Annotated in this window: 18 protein-coding genes and 1 tRNA gene; 8 read left to right on the top strand and 11 right to left on the bottom strand. The window is 68.2% G+C overall.

The window, feature by feature from the left end; translation table 11 throughout:
• Positions 1-571, top strand: a 571-nt coding sequence (locus tag RMP08_RS02065; RefSeq protein ID WP_310467307.1) for an acyl-CoA dehydrogenase family protein, incomplete at its 5' end; no start/stop codon positions are given.
• Between the two features lie 82 nt (positions 572-653).
• Positions 654-1,784 carry an acyl-CoA dehydrogenase family protein gene (locus RMP08_RS02060; RefSeq protein WP_310467306.1) on the top strand — a complete coding sequence of 377 codons (1,131 nt, stop codon included), beginning with the start codon at positions 654-656 and terminating at the stop codon, positions 1,782-1,784.
• Here the strand turns inward: RMP08_RS02060 and RMP08_RS02055 are convergent.
• Positions 1,781-2,164, bottom strand: a complete 384-nt coding sequence (locus tag RMP08_RS02055) for a PaaI family thioesterase (RefSeq protein ID WP_310467305.1) — start codon at positions 2,162-2,164, stop codon at positions 1,781-1,783. The two genes, RMP08_RS02060 and RMP08_RS02055, sit on opposite strands and share 4 nt — an antisense overlap.
• Positions 2,165-2,217: 53 nt before the next feature.
• Positions 2,218-2,367, bottom strand: coding sequence for a hypothetical protein (locus RMP08_RS02050; RefSeq protein ID WP_310467304.1), 150 nt, complete (start codon positions 2,365-2,367; stop codon positions 2,218-2,220).
• Between the two features lie 147 nt (positions 2,368-2,514).
• Between RMP08_RS02050 and purS the strand changes: the two genes are divergently transcribed.
• From purS to RMP08_RS02030, 4 genes are all read left to right on the top strand, one after another.
• On the top strand, positions 2,515-2,754 hold the full coding sequence (purS, locus tag RMP08_RS02045; RefSeq protein WP_310467303.1) for a phosphoribosylformylglycinamidine synthase subunit PurS: 240 nt from the start codon (positions 2,515-2,517) through the stop codon (positions 2,752-2,754).
• Between the two features lie 2 nt (positions 2,755-2,756).
• Positions 2,757-3,425 carry a phosphoribosylformylglycinamidine synthase subunit PurQ gene (purQ, locus tag RMP08_RS02040; protein WP_310467302.1) on the top strand — a complete coding sequence of 223 codons (669 nt, stop codon included), beginning with the start codon at positions 2,757-2,759 and terminating at the stop codon, positions 3,423-3,425.
• Positions 3,426-3,482: 57 nt separating this feature from the next.
• Positions 3,483-3,559 (top strand) — tRNA-Arg (locus RMP08_RS02035).
• Between the two features lie 162 nt (positions 3,560-3,721).
• On the top strand, positions 3,722-4,180 hold the full coding sequence (locus RMP08_RS02030) for a hypothetical protein (RefSeq protein ID WP_310467301.1): 459 nt from the start codon (positions 3,722-3,724) through the stop codon (positions 4,178-4,180).
• 39 nt (positions 4,181-4,219) lie between these two features.
• Here the strand turns inward: RMP08_RS02030 and RMP08_RS02025 are convergent, their stop codons facing one another.
• Positions 4,220-4,738, bottom strand: coding sequence for a helix-turn-helix domain-containing protein (locus tag RMP08_RS02025; protein WP_310467300.1), 519 nt, complete (start codon positions 4,736-4,738; stop codon positions 4,220-4,222).
• A 90-nt stretch (positions 4,739-4,828) separates the two neighbouring features.
• Between RMP08_RS02025 and RMP08_RS02020 the strand changes: the two genes are divergently transcribed.
• Complete coding sequence (locus tag RMP08_RS02020; RefSeq protein WP_310467299.1) at positions 4,829-6,073, top strand: vanadium-dependent haloperoxidase; 1,245 nt, start codon at positions 4,829-4,831, stop codon at positions 6,071-6,073.
• A gap of 63 nt (positions 6,074-6,136) precedes the next feature.
• Here RMP08_RS02020 and RMP08_RS02015 read toward each other — a convergent pair whose 3' ends face one another.
• Genes RMP08_RS02015 through RMP08_RS02005 form a run of 3 tightly spaced genes read right to left on the bottom strand, consistent with a single transcriptional unit; the run spans position 6,137 to position 8,837 of the window.
• Complete coding sequence (locus tag RMP08_RS02015) at positions 6,137-6,529, bottom strand: hypothetical protein (RefSeq protein ID WP_310467298.1); 393 nt, start codon at positions 6,527-6,529, stop codon at positions 6,137-6,139.
• Positions 6,530-6,541: 12 nt separating this feature from the next.
• Positions 6,542-7,399 carry a TIGR02587 family membrane protein gene (locus RMP08_RS02010; protein ID WP_310467297.1) on the bottom strand — a complete coding sequence of 286 codons (858 nt, stop codon included), beginning with the start codon at positions 7,397-7,399 and terminating at the stop codon, positions 6,542-6,544.
• 10 nt (positions 7,400-7,409) lie between these two features.
• Positions 7,410-8,837, bottom strand: a complete 1,428-nt coding sequence (locus tag RMP08_RS02005; protein ID WP_310467296.1) for an FAD-binding oxidoreductase — start codon at positions 8,835-8,837, stop codon at positions 7,410-7,412.
• Positions 8,838-8,901: 64 nt separating this feature from the next.
• Between RMP08_RS02005 and RMP08_RS02000 the strand changes: the two genes are divergently transcribed.
• Entirely contained in the window at positions 8,902-9,399 is a 498-nt protein-coding gene (locus tag RMP08_RS02000) for a dihydrofolate reductase (RefSeq protein ID WP_310467295.1), read from the top strand.
• Between the two features lie 2 nt (positions 9,400-9,401).
• On the opposite strand, the gene RMP08_RS01995 is transcribed toward RMP08_RS02000, so the two are convergent.
• The 5 genes from RMP08_RS01995 to rplO form a co-directional block, all read right to left on the bottom strand.
• Positions 9,402-9,650 (bottom strand): hypothetical protein, encoded by a 249-nt coding sequence (locus RMP08_RS01995; RefSeq protein ID WP_310467294.1) that lies wholly within the window; start codon positions 9,648-9,650, stop codon positions 9,402-9,404.
• A 93-nt stretch (positions 9,651-9,743) separates the two neighbouring features.
• Positions 9,744-10,274 (bottom strand): ATPase, encoded by a 531-nt coding sequence (locus tag RMP08_RS01990; RefSeq protein ID WP_310467293.1) that lies wholly within the window; start codon positions 10,272-10,274, stop codon positions 9,744-9,746.
• Between the two features lie 44 nt (positions 10,275-10,318).
• Positions 10,319-10,963: an adenylate kinase gene (locus RMP08_RS01985; RefSeq protein WP_310467292.1), complete on the bottom strand. Its 645-nt coding sequence runs from the start codon at positions 10,961-10,963 to the stop codon at positions 10,319-10,321.
• An 89-nt stretch (positions 10,964-11,052) separates the two neighbouring features.
• On the bottom strand, positions 11,053-12,414 hold the full coding sequence (gene secY / locus RMP08_RS01980; RefSeq protein WP_310467291.1) for a preprotein translocase subunit SecY: 1,362 nt from the start codon (positions 12,412-12,414) through the stop codon (positions 11,053-11,055).
• Between the two features lie 103 nt (positions 12,415-12,517).
• On the bottom strand, positions 12,518-13,096 hold the full coding sequence (gene rplO / locus RMP08_RS01975; RefSeq protein ID WP_310467290.1) for a 50S ribosomal protein L15: 579 nt from the start codon (positions 13,094-13,096) through the stop codon (positions 12,518-12,520).
• Positions 13,097-13,183: the final 87 nt, after the last annotated feature.

Genomic DNA, 13,183 nt, shown 5'->3' with positions numbered 1-13,183 from the left:
CGACATGGCCAGCCCGGGGGTGACGACCAAGCCGATCCTTTTGATCAGCGGCTACTCGCCGTTTTGCGAGACCTTTTTCGACGATGTGAAGGTGCCCAAGGACCAGCTCGTCGGCGAGGAAAACCGCGGGTGGGACGTCGCCAAATATCTGCTCGGGCACGAGCGGGAGATGATCAGCGGGATGGGGCTCGGCGGGGTTGAATCGCTGGGCGCTGCGGTGGGGCCGGTCGACGAGCCGCTGCTGCGCGCCGAAATCGCCGCGTTCGATGTCGACTCACTGGCGTTCTCGGCGATGAGCGAGCGCTTCCTCGACCAGTTGAAGGCGGGCGAGGCGCATCCCGCGTTGCCGAGCATGATGAAATATGCCGGGACCGAATTGAACAAGCGGCGGCATGAATTGGTGATGGCGGCGGGCGGGTCGGACGCGCTGGAGTGGGACAGCGAACGGTCGCGCGAAGGCAAGGCGGCGCGCGACTGGTTGCGGACCAAGGCCAATTCGATCGAGGGCGGGACGAGCGAGATTCAGCTCAATATCGTCGCCAAGCATATTTTGGGACTGCCGGGGGCGTGATGATGAAGGTTCGCAAAACTGTTCGACTTCCCCTCTCCCCGCTCGCTTCGCGAGTCGCCCTCTCCCCTGAAGGGGCGAGGGGATGAGCCTGCTGACCGACGACCAAAAGATGCTGCGGGAGACGGCGGCTCAGGTGATGGCCACCGAGGGGTCGATCGCCAGGCAGTTGCGGCGGTTGCGCGACAGCGGGAGCGAGGATGGGTTCGACCGCGCGCTGTGGACGCAATTCGGCGAACTGGGGCTGGCCGGGATCTGCATTCCCGAGGCGCATGGCGGGATGGGCCTGGGGGCGACCGAGGCGGCGCTGGTGCTGGAGGAAGTCGGGCGCAATTTAACCCCCTCGCCGTTCCTGACCACCGCGGTCGCCGCGGTGCGCGCGCTCGACGGCAGCGCGCAGGCGGAGAAGTGGTTTCCCGGCATCCTGGCGGGCGAGACGGTCGCCGCGCTGGCGATCGACGAGGGGCGCCGCCACGCGCCCGAGCAAGTCGCCATGCGCGCCGAGCGGCAGGGCAACGGGTTCGTGCTCAATGGCACCAAGCAATTCGTCGTCCACGGCGCCTCGGCGGACCTTATTCTAGTCGCCGCTCGGACTGCCGGCGCGCCGGGCGAGAGCGACGGGCTGACGTTGTTCGCGGTGGCGCGGGATGCGGCGGGGGTCGGCGTGGAGAATGTCACGCTGGCCGATGCGTCGAAGGCGGCGCGGCTGACGTTCGACAAAGTCGCGCTCGATGGCGATGCGGTGGTGGGCGAGGTCGATGGCGGCTGGGGGCCGTTGTCACGCGCGCTCGGCGCCGGGCGCGCGGGGGCGGCGGCGGAGCTGGTCGGGGTTGCCGCGGGGGCGAGCGCGATGACGCTCGACTACCTCAAGCAGCGCAAGCAGTTCGGCAAGTTGATCGGCGAGTTCCAGGCGCTCCAGCACCGCGCCGCGCATCTGTTCGGCGAGATCGAGATTGCGCGCGCGGCGGCGTTCAAGGCGGCCGAGCTGCTCGATGCGGGGGATGGCGAGGCCGAGCGGATGGTGTCGGTGGCCAAGGCCAAGGCGGCGTCAGTCGGCGCGTTGGCGGTGCAGGAGGGGGTGCAGATGCACGGCGGGATCGGGATGACCGACGAGCATGACATCGGCTTCTACGTGAAGCGCGCGGCGGTGCTCGGCGAGTTGTTCGGCGATGCGCGGTATCACCGCGCGCGGGTGGCGCAGCTCAGCGGCTATTAGGCGGGGCGGCCGAGCAGGAAATTGATGCGGGCGGCGGCGATCGGGGCGGCGCGGTCGGTTTGCCACGCGGTCACTTCGACATTGGCGATGCGCGTGCCGAGGCGGGCGACGGTGGCCACCGCGATGGTGTCGCGATTGGTGCCGCCGCGCATGTAGTCGACGGTGACGTTGATCGGCTTCATCGCCACGCGGTCGTCGCCGAGCGCGCGCGACAAGGTGCCGAACGCGGCGACCTCGAGCAGGCCGGCGATGGCGCCGCCGTGGAGATAGCCGGGGCGGCCGACGACGTCGTCGTGGAACGGCATCACGTAGTGCGGGCCATCGGCGCCGTCCTCGATGCGCAGCTTGAGCAAATCGGCGTAGGGCGGGAGCGGGATCATGCCGGCGGGTTAGCCGCGCGGAGCAGGATCGCCAAGTTTGCGGTAGGCGAGCGTCAGCCCTTGGTCTTGTAGCCGCACACCGCGCCGAGGATGAAGGTGGTGAACAGCGCCAGTTGGACCTTCCCTTCCGGGTCGGACCAGCCGAAATATTGCGCGCCCCAGCCGAACACGGCGATGAACATGGCGATTGCCAGCCCGATCATGTCCTGCCTCCCCCACTGCCGATCCCGCGAAAATACGCCTCGGCAGCCTGACCATGCGCCGAACCGGTAAACAGATCGTAAAGCTTGATGCGAAAGCCCGCCGCCGTCATAGGGGCGGCGACCCTTCGCGAAAGGCCCCTGCGAGACATGAAAGCGCGCATTTTCATCACCCTCAAGCCCGGCGTGCTCGACCCCCAGGGCAAGGCCATCCACCATGCGCTGGAGGGTCTGGGATTTGCGGGGGTGAGCGACGTCCGCGCCGGCAAGTTGATCGAGCTCGAGCTGGCCGACGGCACGCCCGATGAAGAGATCGAGGCGATGTGCCGCAAATTGCTCGCCAACACGGTGATCGAGAATTTCCGCATCGAGCGGATGGAGGCCGCATAAGCATGAACAGCGCGGTGATCGTGTTCCCCGGCTCCAACTGCGACCGCGACCTCGCGGTCGGGTTCGAGGCGGTGCTCGGGCGCGCCCCGGCGATGGTCTGGCACCGCGACGGCGAATTACCCGACAACATCGACCTGATCGGGCTGCCCGGTGGCTTTTCCTACGGCGACTATTTGCGCTCGGGGGCGATGGCGGCACGCTCGCCGATCATGCGCGCGGTGGCCGACGCGGCGGCACGCGGTGTGCCGGTGATCGGCATCTGCAACGGCTTCCAGGTGCTGACCGAGACCGGGCTGCTGCCCGGCGCGCTGATGCGCAACGCGGGGCTGTCGTTCGTCTGCCGCACGGTCGCGCTGACGGTCGAGAACAGCCAGAGCCTGTTCACCGCGGGCTACCAGGCGGGCGAGACGATCCATCTCCCGGTCGCCCACCACGACGGTAACTACCAGGCCGATGCGGAGACGCTCGACCGGCTCGAGGGCGAAGGGCGCGTCGCTTTCAAATACGGCGAGAGCGTCAACGGCTCGGCGCGCAACATCGCGGGGATCCTCAACGACGCGGGCAACGTATTGGGCCTTATGCCGCACCCCGAGCGCGCGATCGAGCCGGCGCACGGCGGCACCGACGGGCGAAGATTGTTCGAAGGGCTGCTCGAGACGGTTTTGGCCTGAGGCAGTCTTCCCGACAGTCGCGCGGGCCGCGCCGATCCGTTACACCCCTCCCCGCACGCGCCCGTAGCTCAGCTGGATAGAGCACGAGCCTTCTAAGCTTGAGGTCGCAGGTTCGAATCCTGCCGGGCGTGCCATCATTCGGGCTACCAAACGTCGCTCACGCATTGCCGCTTGTTAATCGCGGTTAATGGGCGTTGGTATGCGGCCGTTCCGTTCGAGTTTGATGCTGAGTCGCGGGCATGGCGGAGAGCGTAGTCGCCGGCGGCGATCCTTGGCTTGAATTGGGGGAATCCAACATGAAATATGCACTAGTGGCACTCGGCCTGTCGGTCGCGCTGGCAACGCCCGCGGCGGCGCAGCTCAAGCCGTATCAAGACTATACGGTCAGCGACAGCGTCTCCAACGTGACCACGATCAAGGTCAAGGAGAACATGGTCGAGGATTACCTCCAGGGCATCCGGGGCACCTGGGTGGCGAGCAACGCGGTGGCCAAGAAGCTCGGCCAGATGAAGGACTACAAGGTCTATGTCAGCGACCTGCCCAACAGCGGCGACTTCAACGTGATCCTCGTCGCGACCTTCGACAAGACCAACGACCTGGCGCCGAACAAAGCGCGCTACGACGCCTTCATGCGCGCGTGGGGAACCGCCAACGAAGCCGCGACGCGGACCACCACGACCACGGTCTATCCCAATTTGCGCGAGATCACCGGCGAGTATCTGATGCGCGAAGTGACGTTTTTGCCGGCACGGTGAGACTAAGCCCGGGCGGAGGCTGCGGACTCCGCCCGGAATTTATGCGGCGCTTGGGCTGGTGCCGGTCCAGCGCTTGAACGCGCGCGAGAAGGCCGCCGGGTCGGAGAAGCCCAAGCGGTAGGCGGCGGCTTTGACCGAACTTTTTTCCTGCTTGAGGTAGCGCAAGGCGAGCGCGCGGCGCTTGGCGTCGAGCAGCTCCTCGAACGTCGTGCCCTCGGCCTTCAAGCGGCGGTAGAGCGTCTGGCGGCTGACCCCGAGCTCACGCGCGACGCGGTCGATGCCGGCTTCGCCGAGCGGCAGCAGCGGCTCGATCACGGCCTCGACCTCGCGCCGGAACGGCTGGCGCCTGTTGGCCATGTGGCCCTCCGCGACGCGGGCGAATTCACCCAATAACGCCAGCAGTGGATTGGCCTGGGGGGCGCGGTCGGCGGGCGGCGGGCCGAATGCGCTTTGCCAGCGGCCGGCGGGGCACGCTTCGCGGTTGTCGCAGGTCGCGCAGGCGCCGCCGCGCATGCGCTCGATGCAACGGGCAATCATCTGTTTGATGCTCAAGGTCATGCCGCGATCCCTGCCTCGACTGTCCCACCATGCTAATACAGCCATACACAGGCCGGGGCAAGCCCGGCCGCGTGCTCGAGGAGGGAAATCATGCGTAAATTGTTGATGGTGAGCGCCGCCGCGACCTTGGCATGGGCGCAGCCGGCGGCGGCCGACACGGTGACCGACTGGTGGGATGTCGCCAACCGTTATTACAATGCCGCGCAAGGGATGCCGGGGCCGCGCTCGCCCGACATGGAGCGGGTGACGACGCGCGCGGCGCTGGCGATGTTCGAGGCGGTCAACGCGATCGACCGCCGCTACCACAGCCATCTCGGGATGCCGGCGGCATCGGGCGCGGCGTCACAGGACGCGGCGGCGGCGACTGCCGCGCACGCGGTGTTGCTCAAGCATTATCCCGCCAACAAAAGCGCGCTCGACGAGAGCTATTTGTTCGTCATGACCGCGATCCCCGACGGCGCGGCGAAGGAGGCGGGCAAGGCGGTCGGGTTGCAGGCCGCGGCGCTGGCGATGGATGCCGGGGGCATCGACCCGGCGGTCGAGCAAGTGCCGTACCGGCCGCGCACTGTGCCGGGCGAGTGGGTGGCCACGGCGCTGCCCTCGCTCGACAGCTACTGGCCAGGGTTCAAGCCGTGGGTGGTCGATGGCCCCGAGGCGCTGCGCCCGCCGCCGCCGCCGGCGCTGACCAGCGCCGAATATGCGCGCGACTATGAGGAAGTGCGGCGGCTGGGGGGCAAGGCGAGCAGCGAGCGCACGCCGAAACAGACGCTGGTCGCGCGCTACCGCCAGGCGTTCGACATCACCCCGTCGGTGCGGCTGGCGACCGACGCGGCGGGGCGCTCATTGGTCGACAATGCGCGGCTGCTGGCGGTGTACCAGATGGCGTTCGACGACGCGGTGCAGGCGATGGTGGTGGCCAAGCAGCATTATGATTACTGGCGGCCGGTGACCGCGATCCGCAACGGCGACCGCGACGGCAACCCCGCGACGCAGCACGACCCGGCGTGGGTGCCGCTCATTTCGACCCCCAATTTCCAGGAATATCCGTGCGGGCATTGCACCGCGGCGGCGGTCATCGGCGAGGTGATGAAAAGCGCCAGCGGGTGGAAGGCGGGGCAGCGCGTGCGGGTCGGCTCGCTGCTCAACCCCAATGCGGTGACGCTGACGCTGGGGAGCTGGGATGAGTGGGTCGGCGAGGTGTCGGACTCGCGGATGCTCGGCGGGGTCCACTACCGCTTTTCCAACGAGGCGGGCGAGGAGATCGGGCGGCGCGCGGCACAGATCGTGCTGGCCAAGGCGCTGCAGCCGTTGGCGCGGGGCAAGCGGCGGCGTTAGCGGAGCGACGCTCGTGACGTCGGCACGCGACACGGCGATACGGCTGCTGCCTCGTGGGACAATTTACGGGATTTCGTAGCCCGTCACGCGCAGCTCGAGTTCAGCGGAGCGCGGATCGTTGGTGAAAATGAGGCCGCCGCTCGCCTGCGACCGGCCGGGCACATAGTCGATCGACGCGCTGCTGACCTCTTCCTCCGGGCCGGGGTTGATGGTGCCTTCGACCTGAACCGCGGCGACGGTCTGGCCGGCCAGGTTGCGGACCCTGAACTCGACGACATGGCCGGTCGGGGTGGCGGCGACCCGTTCGACCTCCGCGACCAGAACCGGCACCGACTCATCATTGCCGGCGACCGCCTCGCGGCCGATGATGCCGAGGAGCAGCAGCGCGGCCACCAGGCCGAACGCCGCAGCCGCCCATTCGAGCGGTGGAACCGGATCGCGCTGTTGCTTTGCCAATCGCCCCTCCGCCTAGACCACGATCCGAGCGATTCCAGCGCCGATCGACGCGGGAAATCCAAGCACCGCCAGACTCATCGCGATGTGATGCGGATCCGATCCGTCCACCCGCCCGAACGACCACAGGATGTAGAGGCAGCCGCACACGGCGATCGCGTAGCCCGGAAGCGAATGGCGCAGCAGTCCAACCGCTCCACCAGGTTCCGACCGCGCCTTCTGGCCGGCGAACCCGACGAGATAGAGGATGGAATGCAGGACCGCGATCGACAGGATGACCAATGCAAGGCCCTGCCACGCGCTCATTTGATAGGCGATCAGGATCATTTCCTCGGTCGGCGCGACCGTGAACCCGAGGAACAAGGCGCCGGCCAGCATCAGGAACATCCGGCCGGAATAGGTGTCGCGCCACTGCTCCTGCCGCTCGATTTCGTCACCCTCGCCCAGCAGCTTGGCGCCGATCATCGCCCCGAAACTGGCGGGCACGGCCTGCACCGCGACCATTCCGGCGATCTCCGCCAAGGGCATGTGCGGCCGGATCACTCCGATCAACCACAACCAGCCGGCGGCCGCGGCCACCGCCACGGCGTAAGCGGCGAACGCGTCGAGAATGTCGTCGAGCCAGTTGTGCGATTCCTCGAAGCCGGCGACGCGCGACAGGAAATAGAGCAGAACCATGTTGGCCAGCGTGAATTGCAACAGCCGCCACGGCTCGAGGTAGAAACCGAGCCACCACATCTCCATCGTCATCAACAGCGGCACGCTGAAAATGACGGCCCCGGCAAAGGCGCGGCCGAGCGCGACCGCGTACTGGCGGTTGGTGGTGGCGGCGCGTCCATGCGCCTGCCCTTTGGTCGCGGTGCGCGCGGTCATCGCGACATACCTAGCGGACGAGCTTGCCGGGGTTCAACAGGCCGTGGGGGTCGAGGCCGTGCTTGATTGCGCGTAAGGCGGCGAGGCGGCCGGGGGGAGCGAGGCGCTCGAACTCGGCGAGCTTCATCTGGCCGATGCCGTGCTCGGCGGAAATCGAGCCGCCGGCGGCGGTGACGAGGTCGTCGAGCATGTGCGTGATCGCCTCGCCTTCCGCCTCGAGCCAGCCGGGCTTGGCGCGGGCGCCGGCGCGGACATGAAAGTGAAGGTTGCCGTCGCCGAGGTGGCCGAAGGCGGTGGCGGTGGTGCCGGGAAAGGCGCGCTCGATTTCGGCCGCGGCGGCGGTCAGGAAGCGCGGCAAATCGGCGACCGGGACCGAGATGTCGTGCGCGGTCGAGGGGCCGGCGGCGCGCTCGGCCTCGGACAGGGAGTCGCGGATGCGCCACAAAGCGTCGGCCTGCGCTTCGCTCGACGCGACCATGGCGTCGGCGACCAGGCCGGCTTCCAGTGCCTGAGCAAGTAACTTCTCGAGCATCGCACCGGGATCGCCCGCCGCGTCGGCGGCGGTGGCTTCGATCAGGACGTGCCACGGGTGATCGCCGGCCAATGGGTTGCGGGTGCCGGGGATGTGCTCGAGCGCAAGGGCAAGGCCGCTGCCGGAGATCAGCTCGAACCCCTCGACGGCGTCGGTGCGCGCCTCGAGGAAGCGCAGCAGGTCGAGCGCGCGGTGGGGGTCGGCGAGGCCAACCCAAGCCACCGCGCGCGCGGCGACCGCGGGGACCAGGCGCAGCGCGGCGGCGGTGATCACCCCCAACGTGCCCTCCGAGCCGACCAGCAGATGATCGAGGCTGTAGCCGCGATTGTCCTTCTTGAGCGCGGCGAGCCCGTCATGGACCGAGCCGTCGGGGAGCACCGCTTCGAGCCCCGCGACCAAGGCGCGCATGGTGCCGAAGCGCAGGACCTGGGTGCCGCCCGCGTTGGTCGCGATCAGCCCGCCGACGGTGCAGCTGCCGCGCGCGCCGAGGGTCAGCGGGAAGCGGCGGTCGGCTTGATTGGCGGCGGCGTGGAGGTCGGCGAGGATCATCCCCGCCTCGGCCACCGCGAGGTTGGCGGCGGGGTCGATGCTGCGCAGGCGGTTCATCCGGCGCAGCGAGAGGATCAGCGCCGAGCCGTCGGCGGGCGGGGTGGCGCCGCCGACCATCGAGGTGTTGCCGCCCTGGGGCACCAGCGCGACGCCAAGCTCGCCGGCGCGGGCGACGATGGCGGCGACTTCGGCGGTCGAGGCCGGGGCGAGGATTGCCGCCGCCTGCCCGTGGAAGCGCCCGCGCCAGTCGGTCAGCCACGGCGCGATGTCGGCGGGGTCGGTGATCGCCGCCTTGGCGCCGAAACGCGCGCGGACGTCGGCGATCAGCGCGGCATGGGAGGCGGGCGTGGTGGCCATGCGCGGTGTCTTAGCGGCAATTGGCGGGCTTGGCATCGCCGCCTGCTGGCCGCAAAGCAAAGCGATGAGCAGATCGCCAATCACGATCGTCGTCGCCCGCGCGCAGAATGGCGTGATCGGGCGCGAGGGCAAGCTGCCGTGGCACCTCCCGGCCGACCTCAAAAGGTTCAAGGCGCTGACCATGGGCAGCGTTATGGTGATGGGGCGGCGGACGTTCGCCAGCCTGCCCGGGCTGCTGCCGGGGCGGCGCCACATCGTGCTGACGCGCGACCCCGCCTGGCGCGCCGACAGGGTTGAGGTAGCGCGCGATGCCGATCACGCGCTCAACCTGGCCGGGGATGCGCCGGTGTCGGTGATCGGCGGGGCCGAGGTGTTCGCGCTGTTCCTGCCGAGGGCGACGCGCATCGAGCTGACCGAGGTGTTGGCGGACGTGGCGGGGGACACGGCGATGCCCGACCCGCGCGGCGGCGGCGACTGGCGCGAGACGTGGAGCGAGGAGCATCCGGCCGCGGACGGACGCCCCGGCTATCGCTTCGTCACGCTCGAGCGGGCGCCGGCTTAAGCTCAGCCGCCGCCGGGGATCGGCTTGTCGACGCGCAAATTGCGGCCGGTGTCGAGCAACCGCTGGGAGTCGGTGCGCTCATGCTCCCATTCGAGGCGCGGCTTGCAAATCTTCTCGGTGCGGTTGGAACCGACGAAGCGCTCGCGCTTGCAGACGATTTCGGTGGGGTCCTTGGGTTTCTTGTCGCCGGCCCAGGCGGGGGCGGCGGGAAGCACGGCAGCGGCAACGATCAAGGTCAGCACAGGGCGCATCAGCTCGCCTTTCGAATGAAATTCAGCAATTGCGATAGTGACTTGGGTCAATCGCCCGAGTCAATGAGCGTTTCGACGAACGGATGGAGCGGGTCAGGTCCCCGGCGGTTTGGCGGCGAACGCGCCGAACCGCTTCAATTGCTCGCCAAGCACCTGATCGACCGGCGCGGCGAGCTTGTCCGCGTTGCCGGTGGCGAAGCCGGCGACGCGATAGTCGAGGGTGACCTTGGAGCCGCCGCCGAGGCGCTCGAACTTGACCGTCATGACCCCGGTCGCGGCCTGGAACAGCAAGGGGCCGAGCGCGCCGGTGAGGACGATCTGCTTGCCCGGCTGGACCATGGTGACGTGGAGATGCTCGATCCCGCCGCCGTCGGGCAGCCGCTCGCACAGGCAGCCGCCGGCGCGCGGGGTGAGGGTCAAATTAGCCGCCTGGCCGCTGTAGCTGTGGGCGAGGTTCCACCATCCGCCGACATCGGTGAAGGCGCGGTAGGCGTCAGCTGCGGGGACCGCCAGCTCGACGCCGTGGCGGATGTGCAGGCCGTTGGTCGAGCTGGCGACGACTTCGGCGCTGGCCGGGGCCGCGATCAGGGCCATCGCCGCGGCCGCGCAAAACCATCTGATCATCACCTGCCCCCTGCTGTCCGGCGGCGATGATGGCGCGGGCGCTGCTAGCTGTCGAGGATGGCGTCGATTTGCGCTGCGACCTGCTCGACCGGGGCCATTCCGTCGACGCGGCGGATCAGCCCGCGCTCCTCGTAATAAGGCAGGATCGGCGCGGTCTTGGCGCGATATTCGGCCATGCGCGTGCGCACGGTCTGCTCATTGTCGTCGGGGCGCTGCTTGAACTCGGTCGAGCCGCATACGTCGCACACGCCGGGCTCGCGGGTCAGCTTCAGCGTGCGGTGATAAGGGGTGCCGCACACCGCGCAGGTGAAGCGGCCGACGATGCGCTCGACCAGCGCCTCCTCGTCGACCACCAGCTCGATCACATGATCGAGCGTGCGGCCGCGCTCGTCGAGCAGCATCTCGAGCGCCTCGGCCTGGTGAGCGGTGCGCGGAAAGCCGTCGAAGATCGCGCCCTGCTCGGCCGAGGCATCGAGCCGCTCGCCGATCAGCGCGCTGACGATGGCGTCGCTGACCAGCTCGCCGGCTTCCATCACCGCCTTGGCCTTGACCCCGACCGGAGTGCCCTTGGCGACCGCGTCGCGCAGCATGTCGCCGGTCGACAGCTGGATCATCCCGCGGTTGGCCTGGAGGCGCGCCGCCTGGGTGCCCTTGCCGGCGCCCGGTGGGCCCAAGAGGATGATGTTCACTGAACCGTCCTTCGATACGCGCCTTCGGCTTCGCTCAGTCGCTACTCAGGATGAGCGGAAAAGAAAACCGCTCATGCCGTGTCGCCGCGTTAGCGCCGGCGCCCGCTCTTCAGCTTGGCCTTCTTGATCAGGTCGCCATATTGGTGGGCGATCAAGTGGCTCTGGATCTGCGCGACGGTGTCCATGGTGACGTTGACCACGATCAGCAGGCTGGTCCCGCCGAGGTAGAACGGCACCCCGGCCTGGCTGAACAGGATCTCGGGGATCAGGCAGATCAGCACCAGATAAGCGGCGCCGACGGTGGTGATGCGGCTGACCAGATAATCGAAATAATTCTCGGTCGCCTTGCCCGGGCGGATGCCGGGGATGAAGCCGCCGTGGCGCTTGAGATTCTCGGCGGTTTCCTCGCTGTTGAACTGCACCGCCGAGTAGAAGAAGCAGAAGAAGGCGATGCCCAGCCCGTACAGCGCGAGATAGAGCGGCGAGCCGTGCTGGAGGAAAGTGCTGACGGTGATCAGCCAGTCGCCGCTGTCGGGCGACGATTTGGAGCCGGCCATCTGCAGCACGGTCAGCGGCATCAGCAGCAGCGACGAGGCGAAGATCGGCGGGATCACGCCCGCGATGTTGATCTTCAAGGGAAGGTGGCTGCGCTCCTGCTGCATCGCGCCGCGCGCGGTCTGGCGCTTGGGATATTGCACCAGCACCCGCCGCTGCGCTCGCTCGACGAAGCAGATGAACAGCACCAGGCCGATGGCGAGGAAGACGATGGTGGCGATCATCAGCGGGTCCATCGTCCCGGTGCGGCCGCCCTCGAACAATTGGGCGAGCGCGCGCGGCAGGGTGGCGACGATACCGGCCATGATGATCAGCGAGATGCCGTTGCCGATGCCGCGGCTGGTGATCTGCTCGCCGATCCACATCAGGAACAGGGTGCCGCCGACCAGGCTGATGGTGGCGGCGACGCGGAACAGCATGCCCGGCTCGACCACCGCGGCGATGCCCTGGCTGGCACCGAGGCTCTCCAGCCCGACCGCGATCCAATAACCCTGGATGGTGGTCAGCAGCACGGTCAGATAGCGGGTGTATTGGTTGAGCTTCTTGCGCCCGGTCTCGCCTTCCTTCTTGAGCGCGAGCCACGGCTGGTAGAGCGTGGCGCCCAATTGAACGACGATCGAGGCGGTGATGTACGGCATCACCCCTAGCGCGATGATGCTCATGCGCTCGAGGCTGCCGCCCGAGAAGGTGTTGAAGAAATCGAGCACGCCGCCGCGCTGGGTGGCGAACAGCGAGGCCATCGCGCGCGGGTCGATGCCCGGCATCGGGACGTAGGACAGGAAGCGGAACAGCACCAAAGCGCCGAGCGTGAACCACAGCCGTTTCTTGAGCTCGGTCGCCTTCGAGAAGCTCGACAGCGAGATGTTGGCTGCCATTTGTTCGGCTGCGGATGCCATGGAATGTCCCTAGAAAATAAACAGGCGGCGACGGGCATCAGCCCCCCGCCGCCCGATATAGTGAGTGCGAGGCCTGTGCGAAGCCCCTAGCCGCCGAATACGGTCACGCGTTCTTGGCGGACTTGTCGGCGGCCGACTTGGCGGCGGTCTTCTCGGCGTTGGCCTCGAGCCGCTTGGCGCGGACCTTGCCCTTCTTGGCGGCGGCCAGCGCGGCGGGATCGCGCGCTTCGATGATCTCGACGCTGCCGCCGGCCTTCTCGACCGCCTCGCGCGCGCCCTTCGACGCGCCGGCGACCTTCAGATTGAGCTTGGCCTTCAATTCGCCCTTGCCGAGCAGGCGCACGCCGTCCTTGCCGCCGCGCGCGAGGCCGACCGCCTTCAACGCGGCGTGGTCGAGCGTGCCCTTGGCGTCCAATGTGCCGGCGTCGATCAACTTCTGGATCGCGCCCAGGTTCACCTCGGCGAAATCCTTGGCGAAGATGTTGTTGAAGCCGCGCTTGGGGAGCCGCATGTGGAGCGGCATCTGGCCGCCTTCGAAGCCGAAGATCGACACGCCCGAGCGGCTCTTCTGGCCCTTCTGGCCGCGCCCGGCGGTCTTGCCCTTACCCGAGCCGATGCCGCGCCCGACGCGCATCCGGCTCTTGCGGGCGCCCTGGTTGTCCTTGAGTTCGTTCAGTTTCATGTCGTGCACTCGCTTTCGCTTTTGTCGCGCAAGGCACGAGCACCGCGGGTGCTTGAACCGCAGCCCCCGCGAAGGCGGGGGCCTGGT

This window comes from Sphingomonas sp., from assembly GCF_031426035.1.
Classification (GTDB): domain Bacteria; phylum Pseudomonadota; class Alphaproteobacteria; order Sphingomonadales; family Sphingomonadaceae; genus Sphingomicrobium.
The sequence above is the reverse complement of the archived record's forward strand: the minus strand, read 5'-3'. Positions and strand labels throughout refer to the sequence as shown.

Excerpts from the sequence above, each read along its gene's own strand:
- RMP08_RS02050 (WP_310467304.1), bottom strand. The coding sequence starts at position 2,367 with ATGATCGGGCTGGCAATCGCCATGTTCATCGCCGTGTTCGGCTGGGGC.
- RMP08_RS02055 (WP_310467305.1), bottom strand. The coding sequence starts at position 2,164 with ATGATCCCGCTCCCGCCCTACGCCGATTTGCTCAAGCTGCGCATCGAG.
- RMP08_RS02030 (WP_310467301.1), top strand. The coding sequence starts at position 3,722 with ATGAAATATGCACTAGTGGCACTCGGCCTGTCGGTCGCGCTGGCAACG.
- RMP08_RS02020 (WP_310467299.1), top strand. The coding sequence starts at position 4,829 with ATGCGTAAATTGTTGATGGTGAGCGCCGCCGCGACCTTGGCATGGGCG.
- RMP08_RS02005 (WP_310467296.1), bottom strand. The coding sequence starts at position 8,837 with ATGGCCACCACGCCCGCCTCCCATGCCGCGCTGATCGCCGACGTCCGC.
- purQ (WP_310467302.1), top strand. The coding sequence starts at position 2,757 with ATGAACAGCGCGGTGATCGTGTTCCCCGGCTCCAACTGCGACCGCGAC.
- RMP08_RS02025 (WP_310467300.1), bottom strand. The coding sequence starts at position 4,738 with ATGACCTTGAGCATCAAACAGATGATTGCCCGTTGCATCGAGCGCATG.
- purS (WP_310467303.1), top strand. The coding sequence starts at position 2,515 with ATGAAAGCGCGCATTTTCATCACCCTCAAGCCCGGCGTGCTCGACCCC.
- rplO (WP_310467290.1), bottom strand. The coding sequence starts at position 13,096 with ATGAAACTGAACGAACTCAAGGACAACCAGGGCGCCCGCAAGAGCCGG.
- RMP08_RS01990 (WP_310467293.1), bottom strand. The coding sequence starts at position 10,274 with ATGATCAGATGGTTTTGCGCGGCCGCGGCGATGGCCCTGATCGCGGCC.
- RMP08_RS02010 (WP_310467297.1), bottom strand. The coding sequence starts at position 7,399 with ATGACCGCGCGCACCGCGACCAAAGGGCAGGCGCATGGACGCGCCGCC.
- RMP08_RS02000 (WP_310467295.1), top strand. The coding sequence starts at position 8,902 with ATGAGCAGATCGCCAATCACGATCGTCGTCGCCCGCGCGCAGAATGGC.
- secY (WP_310467291.1), bottom strand. The coding sequence starts at position 12,414 with ATGGCATCCGCAGCCGAACAAATGGCAGCCAACATCTCGCTGTCGAGC.
- RMP08_RS02060 (WP_310467306.1), top strand. The coding sequence starts at position 654 with ATGAGCCTGCTGACCGACGACCAAAAGATGCTGCGGGAGACGGCGGCT.
- RMP08_RS01995 (WP_310467294.1), bottom strand. The coding sequence starts at position 9,650 with ATGCGCCCTGTGCTGACCTTGATCGTTGCCGCTGCCGTGCTTCCCGCC.